This window comes from Streptomyces tsukubensis (assembly GCF_003932715.1).
Taxonomy (GTDB): Bacteria; Actinomycetota; Actinomycetes; order Streptomycetales; family Streptomycetaceae; genus Streptomyces; species Streptomyces tsukubensis.
In genome coordinates, this window is record NZ_CP020700.1 from 1,290,924 (window position 1) to 1,308,028 (window position 17,105).

At 73.7% G+C, this 17,105-nt stretch carries 17 protein-coding genes and 7 tRNA genes; 10 read left to right on the top strand and 14 right to left on the bottom strand.

Annotation, left to right across the window (positions count from 1 at the left end):
• Window positions 1-7 precede the first annotated feature (7 nt).
• The 3 genes from thrS to B7R87_RS04290 all read right to left on the bottom strand — a co-directional run bounded on the left by thrS (window position 8) and on the right by B7R87_RS04290 (window position 3,883).
• Window positions 8-1,984 carry a threonine--tRNA ligase gene (gene thrS / locus B7R87_RS04280; RefSeq protein ID WP_006350306.1) on the bottom strand — a complete coding sequence of 659 codons (1,977 nt, stop codon included), beginning with the start codon at window positions 1,982-1,984 and terminating at the stop codon, window positions 8-10.
• A 148-nt stretch (window positions 1,985-2,132) separates the two neighbouring features.
• Window positions 2,133-3,404 carry a hypothetical protein gene (locus B7R87_RS04285; protein WP_187144585.1) on the bottom strand — a complete coding sequence of 424 codons (1,272 nt, stop codon included), beginning with the start codon at window positions 3,402-3,404 and terminating at the stop codon, window positions 2,133-2,135.
• Window positions 3,401-3,883, bottom strand: coding sequence for a DUF4365 domain-containing protein (locus tag B7R87_RS04290; RefSeq protein ID WP_233169023.1), 483 nt, complete (start codon window positions 3,881-3,883; stop codon window positions 3,401-3,403). Before B7R87_RS04290 ends, B7R87_RS04285 begins: the two co-directional genes overlap by 4 nt.
• Before the next feature lie 292 nt (window positions 3,884-4,175).
• On the opposite strand from B7R87_RS04290, the gene B7R87_RS04295 reads away from it, so the two are divergent.
• Window positions 4,176-4,901 carry a 3'-5' exonuclease gene (locus B7R87_RS04295; RefSeq protein ID WP_006350304.1) on the top strand — a complete coding sequence of 242 codons (726 nt, stop codon included), beginning with the start codon at window positions 4,176-4,178 and terminating at the stop codon, window positions 4,899-4,901.
• Between the two features lie 74 nt (window positions 4,902-4,975).
• Here B7R87_RS04295 and B7R87_RS04300 read toward each other — a convergent pair.
• Window positions 4,976-5,047: transfer RNA gene (locus B7R87_RS04300), tRNA-Val, on the bottom strand.
• A gap of 39 nt (window positions 5,048-5,086) precedes the next feature.
• A complete protein-coding gene (locus B7R87_RS04305) occupies window positions 5,087-5,554 on the bottom strand; it encodes an SRPBCC family protein (RefSeq protein WP_006350303.1) in 468 nt (155 codons plus the stop codon).
• A 118-nt stretch (window positions 5,555-5,672) separates the two neighbouring features.
• Here B7R87_RS04305 and B7R87_RS04310 point away from each other — a divergent pair, with 118 nt between their 5' ends.
• Window positions 5,673-8,153, top strand: a complete 2,481-nt coding sequence (locus B7R87_RS04310; protein ID WP_130585300.1) for an SCO7613 C-terminal domain-containing membrane protein — start codon at window positions 5,673-5,675, stop codon at window positions 8,151-8,153.
• Between the two features lie 72 nt (window positions 8,154-8,225).
• On the opposite strand, the gene B7R87_RS04315 is transcribed toward B7R87_RS04310, so the two are convergent.
• Window positions 8,226-8,297 (bottom strand) — tRNA-Val (locus B7R87_RS04315).
• 57 nt (window positions 8,298-8,354) lie between these two features.
• Window positions 8,355-8,891: a TIGR02611 family protein gene (locus B7R87_RS04320; RefSeq protein ID WP_078902427.1), complete on the bottom strand. Its 537-nt coding sequence runs from the start codon at window positions 8,889-8,891 to the stop codon at window positions 8,355-8,357.
• Window positions 8,892-9,082: 191 nt separating this feature from the next.
• Between B7R87_RS04320 and B7R87_RS04325 the strand changes: the two genes are divergently transcribed.
• Window positions 9,083-9,496, top strand: a complete 414-nt coding sequence (locus B7R87_RS04325; RefSeq protein ID WP_003959770.1) for an SsgA family sporulation/cell division regulator — start codon at window positions 9,083-9,085, stop codon at window positions 9,494-9,496.
• 188 nt (window positions 9,497-9,684) lie between these two features.
• Window positions 9,685-10,248 carry a CGNR zinc finger domain-containing protein gene (locus B7R87_RS04330; RefSeq protein WP_040916824.1) on the top strand — a complete coding sequence of 188 codons (564 nt, stop codon included), beginning with the start codon at window positions 9,685-9,687 and terminating at the stop codon, window positions 10,246-10,248.
• Between the two features lie 66 nt (window positions 10,249-10,314).
• Here the strand turns inward: B7R87_RS04330 and B7R87_RS33045 are convergent, their stop codons facing one another.
• Together B7R87_RS33045 and B7R87_RS04335 are read right to left on the bottom strand one after the other, a co-directional pair.
• Complete coding sequence (locus B7R87_RS33045; RefSeq protein WP_006350299.1) at window positions 10,315-10,485, bottom strand: hypothetical protein; 171 nt, start codon at window positions 10,483-10,485, stop codon at window positions 10,315-10,317.
• Window positions 10,486-10,664: 179 nt separating this feature from the next.
• The gene (locus B7R87_RS04335) at window positions 10,665-11,144 is read right to left on the bottom strand and encodes a hypothetical protein (RefSeq protein ID WP_130585301.1); all 480 of its coding nucleotides are present in this window, start codon (window positions 11,142-11,144) and stop codon (window positions 10,665-10,667) included.
• A 186-nt stretch (window positions 11,145-11,330) separates the two neighbouring features.
• Here B7R87_RS04335 and B7R87_RS04340 point away from each other — a divergent pair, with 186 nt between their 5' ends.
• Complete coding sequence (locus B7R87_RS04340; RefSeq protein ID WP_006350297.1) at window positions 11,331-11,867, top strand: DsbA family protein; 537 nt, start codon at window positions 11,331-11,333, stop codon at window positions 11,865-11,867.
• Between the two features lie 64 nt (window positions 11,868-11,931).
• Here B7R87_RS04340 and B7R87_RS04345 read toward each other — a convergent pair whose 3' ends face one another.
• The 3 genes from B7R87_RS04345 to B7R87_RS04355 all read right to left on the bottom strand — a co-directional run bounded on the left by B7R87_RS04345 (window position 11,932) and on the right by B7R87_RS04355 (window position 14,626).
• Window positions 11,932-12,612: a GNAT family N-acetyltransferase gene (locus B7R87_RS04345; RefSeq protein WP_006350296.1), complete on the bottom strand. Its 681-nt coding sequence runs from the start codon at window positions 12,610-12,612 to the stop codon at window positions 11,932-11,934.
• 62 nt (window positions 12,613-12,674) lie between these two features.
• Entirely contained in the window at window positions 12,675-13,508 is an 834-nt protein-coding gene (locus B7R87_RS04350; protein WP_006350295.1) for an aminotransferase class IV, read from the bottom strand.
• Window positions 13,505-14,626 carry a chorismate-binding protein gene (locus B7R87_RS04355; RefSeq protein WP_006350294.1) on the bottom strand — a complete coding sequence of 374 codons (1,122 nt, stop codon included), beginning with the start codon at window positions 14,624-14,626 and terminating at the stop codon, window positions 13,505-13,507. Before B7R87_RS04355 ends, B7R87_RS04350 begins: the two co-directional genes overlap by 4 nt.
• A gap of 232 nt (window positions 14,627-14,858) precedes the next feature.
• Between B7R87_RS04355 and B7R87_RS04360 the strand changes: the two genes are divergently transcribed.
• The 5 genes from B7R87_RS04360 to B7R87_RS04380 all read left to right on the top strand — a co-directional run bounded on the left by B7R87_RS04360 (window position 14,859) and on the right by B7R87_RS04380 (window position 15,324).
• Window positions 14,859-14,931: transfer RNA gene (locus tag B7R87_RS04360), tRNA-Gly, on the top strand.
• Window positions 14,932-14,966: 35 nt separating this feature from the next.
• A tRNA-Cys gene (locus B7R87_RS04365) sits at window positions 14,967-15,040 on the top strand.
• Between the two features lies 1 nt (window position 15,041).
• Window positions 15,042-15,116 (top strand) — tRNA-Val (locus tag B7R87_RS04370).
• Window positions 15,117-15,135: 19 nt separating this feature from the next.
• A tRNA-Val gene (locus tag B7R87_RS04375) sits at window positions 15,136-15,207 on the top strand.
• A gap of 45 nt (window positions 15,208-15,252) precedes the next feature.
• Window positions 15,253-15,324: transfer RNA gene (locus B7R87_RS04380), tRNA-Val, on the top strand.
• A 92-nt stretch (window positions 15,325-15,416) separates the two neighbouring features.
• Here B7R87_RS04380 and B7R87_RS04385 read toward each other — a convergent pair.
• A complete protein-coding gene (locus tag B7R87_RS04385; RefSeq protein WP_040916821.1) occupies window positions 15,417-15,710 on the bottom strand; it encodes a TFIIB-type zinc ribbon-containing protein in 294 nt (97 codons plus the stop codon).
• 67 nt (window positions 15,711-15,777) lie between these two features.
• Window positions 15,778-16,794 carry a phosphotransferase family protein gene (locus tag B7R87_RS04390; RefSeq protein ID WP_130585302.1) on the bottom strand — a complete coding sequence of 339 codons (1,017 nt, stop codon included), beginning with the start codon at window positions 16,792-16,794 and terminating at the stop codon, window positions 15,778-15,780.
• Between the last annotated feature and the right edge of the window lie 311 nt (window positions 16,795-17,105).

The window sequence follows — 17,105 nt, forward strand, 5'->3', positions numbered from 1 at the left end:
GGCCGGATCAGACCTGGACGCGGTCCGACACGACCTGCGCCAGCTTCGCCAGCGCCTGCTCGCGCGGGATGCCGTTCTCCTGGGAGCCGTCGCGGTAGCGGAAGGAGACCGTCCCGGCGTTCATGTCGTCGTCACCGACGATGATCATGAACGGCACCTTGAGCTTCTGGTGGGTCCTGATCTTCTTCTGCATCCGGTCGGACGAGCCGTCGACCTCGACCCTCAGCCCGAGCTTCTTGGCGTCGGCGGCGAAGGTGTGCAGATAGTCGACGTGCGCGTCACCGACCGGGATGCCGACGGCCTGCACCGGGGCGAGCCACGGCGGCATCGCGCCCGCGTAGTGCTCCAGCAGCACCGCGAAGAACCGCTCGATGGAGCCGAACAGCGCCCGGTGGATCATGACCGGCCGCTGCCGGGAGCCGTCCGGGGAGGTGTACTCCAGGTTGAACCGCTCGGGCAGGTTGAAGTCGAGCTGAATCGTCGACATCTGCCAGGTGCGGCCGATGGCATCCCGGGCCTGGACGGAGATCTTCGGACCGTAGAACGCGGCGCCGCCCGGGTCGGGGGTGAGCGGCAGCCCCTGCTTCTCCGCGACCTTCGCGAGGACCTCGGTGGCCTCCTCCCACGTCTCGTCCGAGCCGACGTACTTCTCCGGGTCCTTGGTGGACAGCTCCAGATAGAAGTCGGTCAGACCGTAATCGCGCAGCAGGTTGAGGACGAAGGTGAGGGTGCGGTCCAGCTCTTCGGCCATCTGCTCGCGGGTGCAGTAGATGTGCGCGTCGTCCTGGGTGAAGCCGCGGGCCCGGGTCAGTCCGTGCACGACGCCCGACTTCTCGTAGCGGTAGACCGTGCCGAACTCGAACAGCCGCAGCGGCAGTTCGCGGTACGAGCGGCCCCGCGCGTCGAAGATCAGGTTGTGCATCGGGCAGTTCATGGGCTTGAGGTAGTAGTCCGTACCCCCGTCGAGCTGCATGGGGGGGTACATGCCCTCGGCGTACCAGTCGAGGTGGCCGCTCTTCTCGAAGAGGGCGCCCTTGGTGGCGTGCGGGGTGTAGACGAACTCGTACCCCTCCTCCTCGTGCCGCTTGCGGGAGTAGTCCTCCATGACCCGGCGGACGATGCCGCCGCGGGGGTGGAAGACGGCGAGGCCGGAGCCGATCTCGTCGGGCACGGAGAACAGGTCCAGCTCGCTGCCGAGCCGGCGGTGGTCGCGCTTCTCGGCCTCGGCAAGGAAGTCGAGATGGGCCTTCAGCTCGTCCTTGGACGGCCAGGCGGTGCCGTAGATCCGCTGGAGCATGGGGTTCTTCTCGCTGCCGCGCCAGTACGCGGCGGCGTTCCGCATCAGCTTGAACGCCGGGATCGCGCGGGTGGTCGGCAGGTGGGGACCGCGGCAGAGGTCCTTCCAGCACAGCTCGCCGGTCTTGGCGTCGAGGTTGTCGTAGATGGTCAGCTCACCGGCGCCGACCTCGACATCGGCCCCGTCGTCGCTGGAGGCGGAGCCCTTGATTCCGATCAGTTCCAGCTTGTACGGCTCCGCGGCCAGCTCCTCGCGGGCGGCCTCGTCGCTCACCACCCGGCGGGCGAAGCGCTGGCCGCGCTTCTGGATCTCCTGCATCTTCTTCTCGACGGCCTTGAGGTCCTCGGGCGTGAACGGCTTCTCGACGTCGAAGTCGTAGTAGAAGCCGTCCTTGACCGGCGGGCCGATGCCGAGCTTGGCCTCGGGGAACAGCTCCTGCACGGCCTGGGCCATCACATGCGCGGTGGAGTGGCGGAGGATGTCGAGACCGTCGGGGGACGAGATCTCGACCGGCTCGACCTGCTCGCCGTCGACGAGCTCGTAGGCCAGGTCCTTCAGCTCTCCGCCGACCCGGGCGGCGATCACGGAGCGCTCACCGGCGAAGAGGTCGGCGGCCGTCGTGCCCGTGGTCACCACGCGCTCTTCCCGCTCGGAATCGCGTTGGATGATCACACGGACGTCGGACACCGGTTTCTCCTGACTGACGAGGGGGCGCCACGGCGGACACCGGGCACCACCGAATCGTACCGAGCCGGGGGCGGCCCTCGCGAAACGGTTAACGACGTGCGGTCCGGCGCCTCGGCTCCGGCGGGCGGTCCGGCTACCGGGGGGCGTTTCAGCGGGCGTCTCCGGGGTCCGAGCCGAGGGACTTCAGCAGTTGCTCGGCCTCGGGGCCTTCGGCGGGCAGGGCGAGGACGCCGGAGGCGTCGGTGAGACGGCGGAATCCGCCGCGGCTCTCCAGCCGTCCGGTCACCCTGATCGGCACCCCGGCCAGATGTGCCTGCCCGGCGATCCGGTAGGCGTCCTCCTCCAGTACCGCCCTGACCTGCGGTACCTCGGCGCCTGTCAGCACCCGCAGCTTGACCGCGCCGGGGCCGTGCGGGCCCGGGCGCCGCAGTCCGACGACCGCGCCGGTGACCCGGACCGGCACGGACGGCTCATGGCGGACGTAGCGGGCGCCCGCGGCACGCAGGGCGGGCAGATCCCCGGGGGTGAACTCGACCGCTGCCGGGCGGGCGGCGCAGCCGTCGGGTGTCCCGGCCGCCGGGGACCAGGCCAGCCGTACCGCCGCGCCTTCGGAGCCGTGGACGAGGGCGACGAGTCCCTCCGTCAGCTCCTGGCTGACCCCGACGGCGACGGCTGCGTCGTACGCCTCCGTCCGGCCGGTGGCCCGCTGGTAGTCGGTGGCGTCCCGGGCCGCGGCGAGCGCCCCGTACAAGGCGACGGCGAGCGCCCGGCCGTCGGCGACCGGCACCAGGGCGGTCAGAGAACGCCCGCCGGCCCCGGGCGCCACGAGGACGCCGTCGAGAAGGGCCCGGGCCCGGCGGCGGTGCCGGGCACCGTGGTAGCCGGCCCGGCCGTGGGCGGCGAGCGCACCGGCCATCAGCAGCTGCCGGGCGGCGGTCCGCAGCCGCTCCTGCGCAGCCCAGGGGACGGCGCCCGCCGGGCCGGGGGGCACCTCGCGCCACCAGTGGATCTCGTCGCCGGGGACGGTCAGCCCGGCGAGGACGTCCCGGGCGGACGGTACGGCATCCCGGGCGAGGGCGGTCAGGGCTCCGATCGCCTCGGAGACGAGGTCGTCGCAGTCGGGCAGGGTACGGGTCTCGGGGATCAGCAGGCTGGTGCGCCCGTCGGCCGCACCGGGCGGGCTCCAGCGGGCGTACCGTCCGGCGGTCCCACCGCGGCGCCGCCAGCCGTGCCGGTCGAGAAGGGCGCCGAGGACGGCGGGGTCGACCCGGGCGGGATCGGGTCCCACGGGGTCCGGGGGTCCGGTGGCGGGCCCGGGGTCCGGCAGTGGCCCGAGCCGGTGCCGTACCGCATCGGCCGAATGCTCGGCGGGCTCGGCGGGAACGCCGGAAACGCCGGAAACGCCGGGAACACGATTCACGGTCTGCCTCCCGATCCGACCCGCGCCATGATCTCCCGCAGTGCCCGGTCGTCGAAGATCCGCGCGGTGGGGATCCGTACGGTCGTCCGGCGCCGTCCCGTGGCGGGCTGCCCGGCCAGATTGGTCCAGTAGCAGCAGTGGCGGAGTTCGAGCCGGTCGTGGCCGGCCCGCAGCCAGTCCTCGGGGGCGCGGGGCACCAGCATCACCACCAGGATCCGGTGGACGGAGACGGGGGTGCGGGCGAGCTTGGCGAGGTGGTCGTTGTCCAGGGTGAAGGGGAACGAGGGCCCCGGCGGACGGGGCGGGATCCGGCCGGTGCATTTGAGCTGGACCTTGACGGTCACCTCGTCGTCCACGGCGTGGCCCGGGGAGCCGTGGCTGACGTGCCAGTCGATGCCGTTGTCAGGGAAGGGCTGGGAGAGGGAGCAGCCCGCCGCGGCGGCGACGGCGTGCAGATAGCCGATCTGGAGCGTTTCCATGCAGGCGGTGACGGCGAGTGCGCCGCGCGGCGCCGCCGGCCGGGCACCGTCGTGCCGCGCCGGGCCTCCCGCGGTGCCCGGGACCGCGGAGGAGGGGTGCGGGATCGCCATGTTCTTCGGCCTTCCGGGGGATCCGTCCGATGTGCCGGTGTTCATGGCGGGCTGTCAGCTTCCGTGCCCGTCATGTGTGTTGTCTGTGTTGTCGCCGTCTTGCGTACACGGCAAACGGTCCGGGTATCACCGATGCGGCAGAGGAAGCGCCGTCTGTCGTACGCGTGCGAGGAGTTCGGGGATGACGTGCTGGTTCGAGGGCCCGCTGGCCGCTTTCGACACGGAGACCACGGGGGTGGACGTCGAGGAGGACCGGATCGTCTCCGCGGCCCTGGTGGTGCAGGACGCGGCCGGGGCACGGCCCGTGGTGACGCGCTGGCTGGTCAATCCGGGGGTGCCGGTGCCGCGTGCGGCCACCGATGTCCACGGGCTGACCGAGGAGCACGTCCAGCGCAACGGGCGCTGGCCGGCACCGGTGATGGAGGAGATCGCGCGGGCGCTGGCGGAGCAGTGCGCCGCGGCCCGCCCGCTGGTGGTGATGAACGCACCGTTCGATCTGACCCTGCTCGACCGCGAACTCCGCCGCCACCGGGCCACGTCGCTCGCCCGCTGCCTGGAGAACGTGCCGCTGTGCGTGCTCGACCCGAGAGTGCTGGACAAGCAACTGGACCGCTACCGCAAGGGCCGCCGGACGCTGACGGATCTGTGCGAGCAGTACGAGGTGGTGCTGGACGGGGCGCACGAGGCGGCGGCGGACGCGATGGCGGCGATGGAGGTGTGCCGGGCGGTGGGGCGCAGGTTCGCGGCGCGGATGGAGCGGCTTTCGGCGGCGGAGCTGCATGCGTTGCAGGCGGTGTGGCATGCGGCGCAGGCGCGGGGGCTGCAGGCGTGGTTCGCGCGCTCCGGGTCGGCGGAAGCGGTGGATCCGGCGTGGCCGCTCCGCCCCGAACTGTCCGCCGCCGCCTAATATCCGCCGCCCGGAGCGCGGGCACCGGGAATGCGGAAGGCCGGTCCGTCGTGGACGGACCGGCCTTTTCCCGGTGGGCGATACTGGGTTCGAACCAGTGACCTCTTCGGTGTGAACGAAGCGCTCTCCCACTGAGCTAATCGCCCGGGAACGGACTGAACCATACAGGTTGCGGCGGTCCGGCTTCAAATCCGGTGTCCGGTCCGGAGGTAGGCCGCCAGCCCTCGGCGACCCGCCCGCATCATCAGGGCGTGGTTGGCGCGGAGCAGCGGCCGGCCAGGCCCGGTCAGTCTCCGCAGGAGCGGCCGCCGGACCTCCACCTCCTGTTCGTAGACCACGCGGCTCCCGCGGCTTTGCGCCGTGACGGTCCAGCGGGCCCAGCCGTCGAGGTCGCCCCGCAGCGCAATCTCCAGGACCCCGGCGGCCGGATCACGGCGCACCGCGCGGGCGGCGAGGTTCAGTTCGTACGGCAGCAGGGACCGGACCCGGACCGTGCCCCGGTCCTCACCGAGCACGGTCACCGCGCGCACCTGGGGCCACCAGCGGGGGTAGTCGCCGGGCCGGGAGAGAACGGCGAGGACGGCGCCGGGCGGGGCGTCGAGCTCCCAGACGCTGCGGAAGCGGTAGCGGTACCGGTGGCGGTGGCGGTCCATGGGGCCAGTCTGGTCCGGAATCCGGGCCGCGGCACGGGCGGTGCTCCGACCGTACTCACCCGGTATCTGAGTACCCGCACCCATGCCGGTCGCTGTGGCTCGGGACACACTCCGGTGCATGAACACGTCCGCACCGCCCCTGCCGCCCGCCGAGGAACTGGCACTCGTCGACCGGGAACTGGCCCGTCTGGAGCACCGGCGGTCGTGGCTGCTGACCCGCCGGTCCTGGCTGCTGACCATGATCGAAGGCGCTGCCGCGGCCCGGACCCGGGCCGCCGGCGGGCAGCCCGCTGCCCCGGGCGCGGGCGGCCGGACCGTGGGCGAGACCTCGGGCCGGGGCGCCCAGAACGCGCTGCTGGTCCTCGGCGGGGTGCTGCTCTCCGTCGCGGCGGTCGCCTTCACGGTGGTGAGCTGGGGTTCCCTGGGCATCGGCGGGCGGGGTGCCGTGCTGGCGGCGGTGACGGGCGCCGCGCTCGCGGCCCCGGTGCCGCTGCTGCGCCGGGGGCTGACCTCCACCGCGGAGTCGGTGGCGGCGCTCGGTCTGCTGCTGACGGTGCTCGACGCGTACGCCCTGCGGCAGGTCGGGTTCGGCGGCGGGGACGCCGTCGGGTACGCGGCCGCGGCGGCGGCCGTGCTGGCGGCGCTCTGGGCCGGGTACGGCAGGCTGCTGCCGGGGCTGGTGCTGCCGGGGCCCGCCGCGGTGGGCGCGGCCCAGTTGCCGCTGCTGCTGTGGGCGACGGCGGCGGACCGGGAGCTGCTGGACTGGGCGCTGACGGCGACGGCCGCGTTCGACGTCGCGGTCGCGCTGTGGGTGTCCCGGCGGGCGGTCCGCCGGTTCGCGGCCGGCTGTGCCGCGGTGACGGGTGTTTCGGCGGCGGCCGTGGCGGCCGTCGGTTCCGCGTCGGCGCAGACTCCGGCCGGGGCGCTCGGCCCGGCGGCGGTCTTCGCGGCGATCGCGGTGATCGCGCTGTTCGCGGCGGCGCGTTCGGACCGGGCTGCGCTGCCCGCCTCGGCGGCCGCGGGCCTGGCGCTGATCGCGGGCGCGGGCGGGGTGGTGCGGGAGGTGCTGCCCACCGGCTGGGCGGTGTCGGCGTATGCGCTGGCCGCCGCGGTACCGGCGGCCGCTGCCGGTCTGCGGCGGCCGCGGGGTACGGCCCGGGGTCTGGGCGGGGCGGCTGCGGGGGTGCTCGGTGCGGCGGCCCTGCTGACGCTGCCGCTGACGGTGCTGACTCTGGTGGGTCCGGTGACCGCGCTGTCCGGTCCCTGGCGGGGTGCGCCCGCTGATGCCTACACGGCGCTGGGCGTCGATCTGAACCCCTCGTTCTTCGCCGCCGCGCCGCTGACGCTGCTGCTGGCCGCGGGGGCGGCGGCCGCGGGCGCCCGGTGGGCCCGTACGGCGACGGGGACGCCGTCGGGTACCCGGCCGGGGCGGGACGCCCTCCGGGCCTGGGCTCCGGGCGCCGCAGCGGGGCTGCTCTGGGCGGCCGCGGTGACGGTGCCGGCTGCCGTACGGATGGGATACGGGCCGACGGTGGCGTACGGGCTGCTGACGGCGCTGGGAACGCTCGGGTGGGCGGTCCTCAGGCGCGGCGGGACGGTCCCGCTCGTCCTGGGCTGCGGGCTCGCGGGGGCGGCGGGCCTCGGCGGGCTGGCGCTGGCCGACCGGACCGCGACCTTCACCGTGCTGGGGGTGCTGGTGGTGGCGCTGGTCGCGGCGGCCGTGGCGACCCGGGCCGGGGAGGCCGTACGGGCCGTGCTCGCGGTCGCCGCGGCCGGGTTCGGAAGCTGGCTGCTGATGGCCGTGGCCCGGGCGGCGGCGCTGACGGCGGCCGAGGCGGGGCTGCTGCTGATGGCCGTGCCCGCGGTGGCGTGCGGGGTGGCCGCGGCAGCCGCCCGGCGGCCGCGGTCCGGGGTCCCCGAGGACGAGGGTGCGGCGCCGGGGCCCGTGACGGTGACGCTGGAGACCACGGCGGCGGTCGTGGGCGCCGCGGCCGTGCTGCTCGCCTCGGGGGACCTGCCGATGACCTCCGTGCTGCTGGGGCTCGCCGGGGTGATCGCCGCGGCGACGGCACTGCGCCCCGAACGGCGCCGTCCGGCCGGTGCCACAGCCGTCGCGCTGTTCGTGCTGGCCGCCTGGGCCCGGCTGGCGGGCTGGGAGGTCACGGCCCCCGAGGCGTACAGCCTGCCGGTCTCGGTGCCCGCCCTCGCCGTGGGCGTCCTGCAGCGCCGCCGGGCCCCGGCGACCTCGTCCTGGGCGGCGTACGGCCCCGGGCTGGCCGCGACCCTGGTACCGAGCCTCACCGTGGCCTTGAGCGATCCGAACTGGCTTCGGCCGCTGCTGCTGGGCGCGGCAGCCCTCGCACTCACCCTCCACGGCGCCCGGGCCCGGCTCCAGGCCCCGCTGGTCCTCGGCGGCATCGTCCTGGCGCTCGTCGCACTGCACGAGCTGGCGCCGTACGTGGTGCAGATGGTCGGCGTGCTGCCGCGCTGGCTGCCCCCGGCGCTCGCGGGTCTGCTGCTGCTCACCGTAGGCGCCACCTACGAGCAGCGCCTGCGGGACGCCCGCAGGCTGCGTGACAGCGTCCACCGGATGAACTAAGTATCCCGGGCCCCGGATACGCAAACGGCCGGGGCCGGTCCGCACGATGGCGGACCGGCCCCGGCCGGCGTGTGGGCGATACTGGGATCGAACCAGTGACCTCTTCGGTGTGAACGAAGCGCTCTCCCGCTGAGCTAATCGCCCGGGAACGCGCCGCCAACATTACCCCATGTCAGCGGGGTTCCCGACCAGCTCCGAAGATCACTGCTGGTCGATCTTCCACGGCATCGCGAGGCCGAACTTCCAGAGGTACACCGCGGCCAGCGCGGTACAGATGACCACTCCGATCGTGGTGATGATGAGGTTCCGCCGCCGCACCCGCGGGTCGAGCGCCCGCTGCGCCGCCTCGCTGACCTTCCGCTTGGTCCATCGGAGCACCAGCTGGGCCCAGACGAACTCGGTCGCCCAGATGGCCATGCCCGCGAAGATCACAACCCAGCCGGGGCCGGGCAGGACCAGCATCGCGACACCCGCGCCGACCACCGCGAGGCCGACCAGGAACACGCCGACCTGCCAGCTCAGATGCAGCGCCCGGGACCGCTTGATGAAGGCCGGGGCCTTCGACCCGAGCTCCTGCTCGGACTTCTTCTCCGCGTCTGCCGCGTCCACCACGTCCGCCCCCGCAGCGTCCGTCCCCGGACCGGGGCCGCTGCCGGCGGCCCCCGCCGCCGCTGCCCCCGTCACGGAAGCCGAGTCCTGAGTCACCAGGGCCTCCCCCCGCTCGCTCTCCGTTTTCATGCACTCAAACGTACCGGATCGCCTCCCGTTCACCGGATCGGGCGTATAACGCAAAGTAATGCAGGGCCGTACGAGCGACATGAAGGATCACAAAACGGTCAGAGGGGTTTACAACGACACCGTAGGTGGCATGTCGATTTCGCCGACGTGCGAATCCCCGAGCGCACACTGAGCGAAAGGCCCTGGCGCTTATGAACACCACGGTCAGCTGCGAGCTGCACCTGCGCCTCGTTGTATCCAGCGAGTCATCACTGCCTGTACCCGCGGGCCTGCGGTATGACACGGCCGATCCCTACGCCGTGCACGCCACCTTCCACACCGGAGCCGAGGAGACGGTCGAATGGGTCTTCGCCCGCGACCTTCTCGCCGAAGGGCTGCACCGGCCCACCGGCACAGGTGACGTCCGGGTCTGGCCGTCGCGCAGTCACGGTCAGGGCGTCGTCTGCATCGCGCTGAGCTCCCCGGAGGGGGAAGCGCTGCTGGAGGCCCCGGCCCGGGCTCTGGAATCCTTCCTGAAGCGGACCGACGCGGCGGTGCCACCGGGCACCGAGCATCGCCACTTCGACCTCGACACGGAGCTGTCGCACATCCTGGCCGAAAGCTGAGGCAGCCCGAGAGCCGCCCGGCGCCGTCCTACTCGGGGAGACGGCGCCGTGCGCACCCCCGTATACCGCTCGCACCGGTGCCGTCATCGCGTTCCCTCGCGATGACGGCACCGGTGTTTCAGGGGGCGAGCCGCTAGAGTCGGCGGGATTCGGCGGGCACCGGCCCGCGGCCGGCCATGGAGTGCATCGTGCTGATCCCTCACGACACCAGATTCGCCCTCGACATGGTGGTCGGCCTCGTGAACACGGCGCCGCAGGACGGACAGGACCAGAGCGACGGACTGCAGGACGTGGCCGCCCTGGACACATTCGTCGGGGCCCATTCCATCAGCGATGTCGGTGAGCTGGGGGTACGGGATCTGGAGGCGGTCCGGCAGGTGCGGGACCGGTTCGCCGAGATCTTCGCCGCCTCGGACCGCCGGCGGGCAGCGGAGCTGGTCAACGAGCTGGTCGCGGCCGCGGGAACCACCCCGCAGCTCACCGACCACGACGGCTACGACTGGCATGTGCACTACTTCGCGCCGGGCGCCTCGGTCGGTGATCACCTCGCCGCCGACGGCGGGATGGCGCTGGCGTTCATCGTCGTCGCGGGCGAGCAGGAGCGGCTGCGCCGCTGCGAGGCACCGGACTGCGGACGGGCCTTCGTCGATCTCTCCCGCAACCGCTCCCGCCGCTACTGCGACAGCCGCACCTGCGGGAACCGGCTCCATGTGGCCGCCTACCGCGCGCGCCGCAAGGAGGCGGCGAGCTGAGCCGTACCGGACATCCTGCGGTCTCCGGGCGCCCACTGCCGGTCCTCGCCCGCGGGGGTACGGCGCTCACAACAGGAACAGATCGTGGACGGCGGCCATGAGGAGCAGCACGCCGATCACCGTCAGAAAGATCATCAGCGGTGGCTGGGAGAGCGCGAAGAGGCAGCCCCGGGGCTCCTGCGGCTGCTGCGGCTCTGGTGTGGGTACCGGGTTCGCGCCCCGGGAGGTATCGAGCATCTCGGGGTGATGATGACGCAGAGCACGGCCCCGTGATCACCCAATACCCATATGAGGGGCGGGAGTTCGTCACATCCCGCCGGTCGTCTCACCCACTGAGAAGTTCCGACCGGGCAGTACAGAAAACCGGCGGGACACCCCGGAGCCCGGCCCCGGGGTGTCCCGCTCAGATGCCGTGCTCAGATGCCGTGCTTCTTCAGGATCGCCTCGATATCGCTGAAGTCGTCCCCCGCGCCGGCGGCCGCCTGCTTCCGCCCCTTGGGCTGCGGCTGCGGCGTGGCCGCCGGGCGGGCGGGCTCGGCCGTCCGGCCGCCGCCCAGCGAGGGCGCCGACGCGGTGGGGGCCACGGCGTCGCGGCGGGCCGCCGCCTTCGCGGCCCGGCGCTCCTTGCGCCCGGGGATGCCCTTGCGCTTCTCCACGGCCCGGATCCCCAGGAACATCGCCCAGGCGCCGCCGAGCAGCCCGAATCCGAGCCACGCCGTCGGACTGAAGGCGGTGTCGACCGCCCAGCCCACGGCACCGGTGAGCACCAGGCCCAGGGGGATCAGGGAGTACGCGGCGATCCTGGCGGCGGCCAGGTACCGCTTGCGGTACGCCGTGACCGCGGCGATGCCCAGGCCCGCTGCGGACACCGCGGAACATACGGTCTCGGCAATCATCCGGCTCCTCCTGCAGGTGCGGTGTTTCGGTGGGCGCAGTGCGGTACGTCCCCATCCATCCTGCACCGCCGAGGGGTCCGGGTGCCACGGGGGTGGTGCCCTCTCAGGGGGATCTAAGGGCTGCGTTCATCCCGAGGTGCCGGTCCCGGCGCCGGTCCGGGCGGGCCGGGCTGGGAGAATCGCCGTATGAACGACTCCACTCCGTCCCCCGGGTCCGCGCCCTCCGCCGTCGTTCTCGACGTCTGGTGCGAACTCCAGTGCCCCGACTGCCGGACCGCCCTCGCCGATCTGCAGGCCCTCCGCGAACACTACGGCGACAGGCTGGAGATCCGGACCCGGCACTTCCCGCTGGAGAAGCACAAGTACGCCTTCGCCGCGGCCCAGGCCGCCGAGGAGGCCGCGGCCCAGGGCGCGGAGCGGCGCTATACGGAGGCCGTGCTCGACGGGGTGGCGGAGCTGGAGCGGCGGGGCGAGGACTTCCTGGTGGCGACGGCCCGTGAACTGGGTCTCGACGCCGACGAGTTCGAGATCGCCCTGATCGACGGCCGGCACATCCTCACCGTCGACGCCGATCACGCGGAGGGCAAGGCGATCGGCGTCACCGGCACTCCCACGTATGTCATCGGCGGCGAGCGCCTCGACGGCGGCAAGAGCCAGGAGGGCCTGCGGGCCCGTATCGAGGAGATCGCCGACCGGCTGCTGGCCGGGGAAGCGTCCGCGTAGCACCGCAATCGCGAACGGAGGCTTCCGGCCGCGGCGGGCGGACCGCCGGGCCGGATCCGTACCGTCACAGCAGGGGCTTCCGCCAGTGGACCAGGGTCGTGCGGTAGCCGAGGGCGGAGGCCAGCCGCAGGGCGGCGGCATCGTCCGCGGGGACGGACAGCGCGAGCCGCCGGGCCCCGGCCGCCAGGGCCGAGCCCTCGGCATGGCGGATCAGGGCCCGCCCGTACCCCCGACCGCGCCGTGGCCCGCTGATGCCCGCCGTCGCGAGCCGCATGCTCTCCCCGTCCGCGATCAGCTCGTACCGGCCGGCTTCCGTATCCCCGTCGAGCAGGACGTATCCGTCGTTCGGGCCTTCCGGCCGGGCCGTGAGGCCCGGCGGCAGGGCGGGCGGGGGCACGGCGAGGATCTTCTCCAGAGCCCGGCCGGTGGGGGCGTAGCCGAGGGCGACCACCAGTCTGGTGGCCGCCCGGGCCGCGGGGGCCACGGACACCCTGATCTCGTCGCAGCCCCAGGCCCGCAGCACCTCCTCGGCGGCGAGCGCGGCCACCGTCGCCCTCCCCCGGTGCCGCTCGGCCGGCTCGACGAAGAGCGACCGGAGCGTTCCGGTCCGGTGTCCCGGCGGGGTCCCGGCCGCGATTTCGAGGCCGCCGACCCGGCGGCCGTTGACGCAGATGTCGTAGCCGCGCGAGGACGCGTTGCCGGTTTCGTTCCGCGGCGGCCCGGCCGGCCGCAGGGTGGTCGTCATCCGGAAGTTCTACCCAGCGGGAGGGCGGTGTCCCCCGCACCGCGCCCGCGGCCGCTCCTCCGTCAGCGCAGCCGGGGGTCGGGGTCGGCGGCGGCGCGCTCGTCGAAGACCCTCATGGCCTTCGCGGTCACCGGCCCGGGCGCGTCGCCGAGCACCCGGCCGTCGATCCGCTGCACGGCCTGGACGTCCCGGAGACTGGAGGTCAGGAAGATCTCGTCGGCCCGCTGCAGCACGTCGAACGGCAGCTCGGTCTCGACCGCCCCGGTCCACTCCACGGTCAGTGCGCGGGTGATGCCCGCGAGGCAGCCCGAGGAGAGGGGCGGGGTGAGCAGCTCCCCGTCGACGACGACGAAGACATTGGAGCCGGTGCCTTCGCAGAGCGCGCCCACGGTGTTGGCGAGGAGCGCCTCGGAGGCACCCTGCTCCGCGGCCCGGGCGAGGGCGACGACGTTCTCCGCGTACGACGTGGTCTTCAGCCCGGCGACCGCGCCGCGCTCGTTGCGGACCCAGGGGACGGTGACCGCGGCGGTGGTGTCGGGGCGGCGCGCTTCGGCGGAGCCGAGGGCGACGACCAGGGTCGGGCCCGCGGTGCCGCGGTCGGAGCCGAGCGGGGAGAGACCGCCGGTGCAGGTGATGCGCAGCCGTCCCAGGGGTACGGGGTCGGTGCCGAGGAGGGTGTCGCAGGCCCGGCGGATCTCGTCGAGATCGGGATCGGGGAGCCCGAGGCCGCGGGCGGAGCGGGTGAGCCGTTCGAGGTGGAGGGTGAGGGCGAAGGGGCGCCCGTCCACGGCCTTGACGGTCTCGAAGACGCCGTCGCCGACGGTGAGCCCGTGGTCGAGCACGGACACCCGGGCCTCCTCGGCGTCCTTCGGGCCGCCGTCCACCCAGAGCTTCATTTCGCTGTTCCTTCCGCACTCGTCGCGGCCGCCGTCTCACTCGCCGGCCGTCCGGCGGCCGGCGTCCTTCCGCCGGGGCCTGCCGGGGCCGACGCTATCGCGAGCAGCCGGTGGGCCTTGAGCTCGGTCTCCGCCCACTCCCGTTCGGGGTCGGAGCCCCAGGTGATCCCGGCGCCGGTGCCGAACCGCAGCAGGGGGCGGCCGGGCTCGGTCCGGTCGACCCAGAAGGTACGTATGCCGACGGCCAGCTCGCCCCGGCCGCGGTCGGCGTCGACCCAGCCGATACCGCCGCAGTACGGACCGCGGGGGGCGGTCTCCAGCGCCTCGATGATCCGCAGGGCGCTGGACTTGGGCGCTCCGGTGACCGAGCCGGGCGGGAAGGTGGCGTCGAGGAGGTCCCGCCAGGTGCCGCCGGGCCGCAGTTCGCCGCGGACGGTCGACACCAGATGGACCAGGCCAGGATGGGGTTCGACGGCGCACAGCTCGGGCACCGTGACCGATCCGGTGGCGCAGACCCGGCCCAGGTCGTTGCGGACCAGGTCCACGATCATCACGTTCTCGGCGTGGTCCTTCTCCAGCAGATCGGCCGCGGTCCGGCCGGTGCCCTTGATGGGGCCCGACTCGACGGTGCCGCCGGTGCGCCGCAGATACAGCTCGGGCGACGCGGTGGCGATCTCCACCCCGTGACCGGGCAGCCGAATCGTTCCGGCATAGGGGGCGGGGTTGCCGCGGGCGAGGAGTGCGGTGAGGGCGTCGATATCGGCGGGGGATCCGCCGGGCTCCGGCAGCGGCGCGGAGAGCACCCGGCAGAGATTGGCCTGGTAGACCTCGCCCGCCGCGATGTGCTCGCGGATCCGGGCGACGCCCGCGGTGTAGGCGGCACGGTCCAGGGAGGACGTCCAGTCACCGGCGGCCGGGCCGTGCCACCGGCCGGGGACGGGTGCGGGCACCGGCCCGGTGCGGACCTCGGCGAACCGGGCGCAGGTGATCCGGCCCTCGAAATCGGCCGCGACGGCCCAGAAGCCCTCGGAGTCGAGGGCCTCGGGGTCGTGGGTGACGTCCCGCAGTCCGGTGGCGATCAGATGCCCGAAACGGGCGAGCGGAGGGTGGTGGTGCACGGTTCGAGTCTATGACCGGGGCGGATGTCGTCCGGATGGGCGGGCGGGGCGCCCGGGACGGCACTCCCCCGAGGACGCCGGAGGCGGTCGCACGGGGTCCCGGAGCGGCCCCCGGGACCACTGCGGGACGAACACACGTCAGCACGCTGCGGAAACGCGTTTTTGTGCTGGCCCCGGAATCCGCTAGAGTTCAACACGTCGCCGGGACGCGGAAGCGGGCCGGAAAAGACAAGCGGACGTGGCTCAGTTGGTAGAGCATCACCTTGCCAAGGTGAGGGTCGCGAGTTCGAATCTCGTCGTCCGCTCGACGTGGGGGATCTTCCCGAACCCCCGCACTCCGGGTGGAGTGGCCGAGAGGCGAGGCAACGGCCTGCAAAGCCGTCTACACGGGTTCAAATCCCGTCTCCACCTCCAAGGACGATTAGCTCAGCGGGAGAGCGCTTCCCTGACACGGAAGAGGTCACTGGTTCAATCCCAGTATCGTCCACCAGGATCCTGACGGATCCCCCGCGCGATTAGCTCAGCGGGAGAGCGCTTCCCTGACACGGAAGAGGTCACTGGTTCAATCCCAGTATCGCGCACGCAGTACACTGCCCTCCGCGGGATGCGTCCCGTGGTCGGTTCCCGCGCGATTAGCTCAGCGGGAGAGCGCTTCCCTGACACGGAAGAGGTCACTGGTTCAATCCCAGTATCGCGCACAGGTCCGGAGCCCCGGCCGCCTTCTCGGTGGCCGGGGCTCCGTCATTGTGTCTGCAGGAGTTCTGCCTGCGGATCAGGTGGACCGGGCGGATCAGGACGAGAAGAGCATCCGGCCGAAGCCCCGCTGACGACCGTGGTGGCCGTGGTGCCCGTGGCCGTGGTGTCCCCCGTGGTGCGGGGCGCCCCAGGCCGGCGCCTGGGGCGCGGGGTAGGCGGCGGGCGGGGCGGGCGGCGGCGCCTGCTGGGTCCACTGGGATTCCAGGCGGGTGAGGGCCTCCAGCTCGCCGTAGTCCAGGAATATCCCCCGGCAGCCGCTGCACTGTTCGATCTGGACGCCGTTGCGGTTGTACGTGTGCATCATCGCGTGGCACTTGGGGCACTGCATCGTCGGGCTCAGCTCCTCGCCTGTCGTTCCGTGCGGCCCGGTTGAGGTGCCCGGCCGCAGCAGCACCCTACTTCGGGGCCCCGGCCGGGGACGAGGAGTCCGGCGCCCGCTCCGGGGGCAGGGCGGCGATCCGGGCGCAGGCGTCGAGAACGGCGGCATCCGTCTCGTCCGGTGCCCGGTCCTCCCTGGCCGCCCTCGCCAGGGCGAGCGCGGCGCTCTGCACGGTCAGCGCGCGGGCCGGCACATCCAGCGCGGCCCAGGGGTCGGCCGGATCGGCGGCCGGTCCCCCGGCGGCGAAGTAGGCGCCGGTGAACCGCTGCCAGACCTCGGGTGCCAGAAGTCCGGCGGCGAACCAGGCCGCTGGGGGGGCCAGGTCCCAGGCCCGGGCGCCGAGCCCGAGATCGTCGACGTCGATCAGCAGCCAGGGCCCGCCGGGCGCGGGGTGCCGGACGAGCTGGCCGAGGTGGAGATCGCCGTGGCAGAGCCCGACGGGTCCGCCGGGCGGTGCGGCGGCCGGGGTCTGGCCCCGGGCCCAGGCCGGGAGCCGGTGCCAGGCCCGCTCCACGTCCCGGCAGGCGGGGTGCCGGGACTCCCGCCGCATCCGGGCCATCGCTCGGGCGGCCTTCAGGGGCCCGCGCATCACGGGCGGCGCCTGTCCCCGGGGCGGTGCGGGCCGGTGGCCGTCCGCCGGGAACCGGTGGAGCGCGGCCAGCAGGACGGCGGTCTCCTCCCAGGGCGCGGCACCGGGGTCGGCCGGGTCGACGGGTATGCCGTGGGGCCAGACGGTGACGGGGCGGCCCGAGGTCTCCCGTACCTCCGGCGGCAGCGGCAGCGGTGCCAGCAGGATTCCGGCGAGCCGGGGGTCGGCGGCGAGGGCGATCCGGCTGCGGTGGGCGGCGGGATCGGTGGCGGGGTCATGGGCCTTGGCGACCGCGGAGCCGTGCCGGACGACGGTTCCGTCGGGGCGGTCCGCGAGGACCTCCGGGCCGTGGGCACAGCCCCGGCAGTCCGGGAGCGGCGAGGGCCCGGCATGGGCCGCCGCCCGGGCGGCCCGGGCGAGGGCGTCGACGACGGCAGTGCTCACGTTCCCCCCGGATGCGGTACGGCTCGGTGCGAGGGTACGCGGCGGAGCGGGGCGGCCCGCGGGCCGGGGCCCGGCCCGGTCCGGAGAGGCAGCGAGGCAGCGAGGCGGAGACGGGTCCGGTGCCGGGCGGTGATTCCGTACGGGGAAACGGAAGCGGCCGGCCCCGTAACGGACGACGGCAGCGTGCCCGGCCCCGTACCGGCACCCGTACCGGAAAATGCGGAGGCCGGTCGGCTCCCCAGCCAACCGGCCACCACTGCCGTCCGCCGCACCCCCGTCCCCACGGGGTTATGGCCGGATGTCCCCGGCCC

Coding starts and splice junctions, on each gene's coding strand:
- B7R87_RS04385 (WP_040916821.1), bottom strand. CDS start 15,710: ATGCAGTGCCCCAAGTGCCACGCGATGATGCACACGTACAACCGCAAC.
- B7R87_RS04340 (WP_006350297.1), top strand. CDS start 11,331: ATGAACGACTCCACTCCGTCCCCCGGGTCCGCGCCCTCCGCCGTCGTT.
- B7R87_RS04335 (WP_130585301.1), bottom strand. CDS start 11,144: ATGATTGCCGAGACCGTATGTTCCGCGGTGTCCGCAGCGGGCCTGGGC.
- B7R87_RS04305 (WP_006350303.1), bottom strand. CDS start 5,554: ATGGACCGCCACCGCCACCGGTACCGCTACCGCTTCCGCAGCGTCTGG.
- B7R87_RS04350 (WP_006350295.1), bottom strand. CDS start 13,508: ATGAAGCTCTGGGTGGACGGCGGCCCGAAGGACGCCGAGGAGGCCCGG.
- B7R87_RS04310 (WP_130585300.1), top strand. CDS start 5,673: ATGAACACGTCCGCACCGCCCCTGCCGCCCGCCGAGGAACTGGCACTC.
- B7R87_RS04325 (WP_003959770.1), top strand. CDS start 9,083: ATGAACACCACGGTCAGCTGCGAGCTGCACCTGCGCCTCGTTGTATCC.
- B7R87_RS04290 (WP_233169023.1), bottom strand. CDS start 3,883: ATGGAAACGCTCCAGATCGGCTATCTGCACGCCGTCGCCGCCGCGGCG.
- B7R87_RS04320 (WP_078902427.1), bottom strand. CDS start 8,891: ATGAAAACGGAGAGCGAGCGGGGGGAGGCCCTGGTGACTCAGGACTCG.
- B7R87_RS04345 (WP_006350296.1), bottom strand. CDS start 12,612: ATGACGACCACCCTGCGGCCGGCCGGGCCGCCGCGGAACGAAACCGGC.
- B7R87_RS04295 (WP_006350304.1), top strand. CDS start 4,176: ATGACGTGCTGGTTCGAGGGCCCGCTGGCCGCTTTCGACACGGAGACC.
- B7R87_RS33045 (WP_006350299.1), bottom strand. CDS start 10,485: ATGCTCGATACCTCCCGGGGCGCGAACCCGGTACCCACACCAGAGCCG.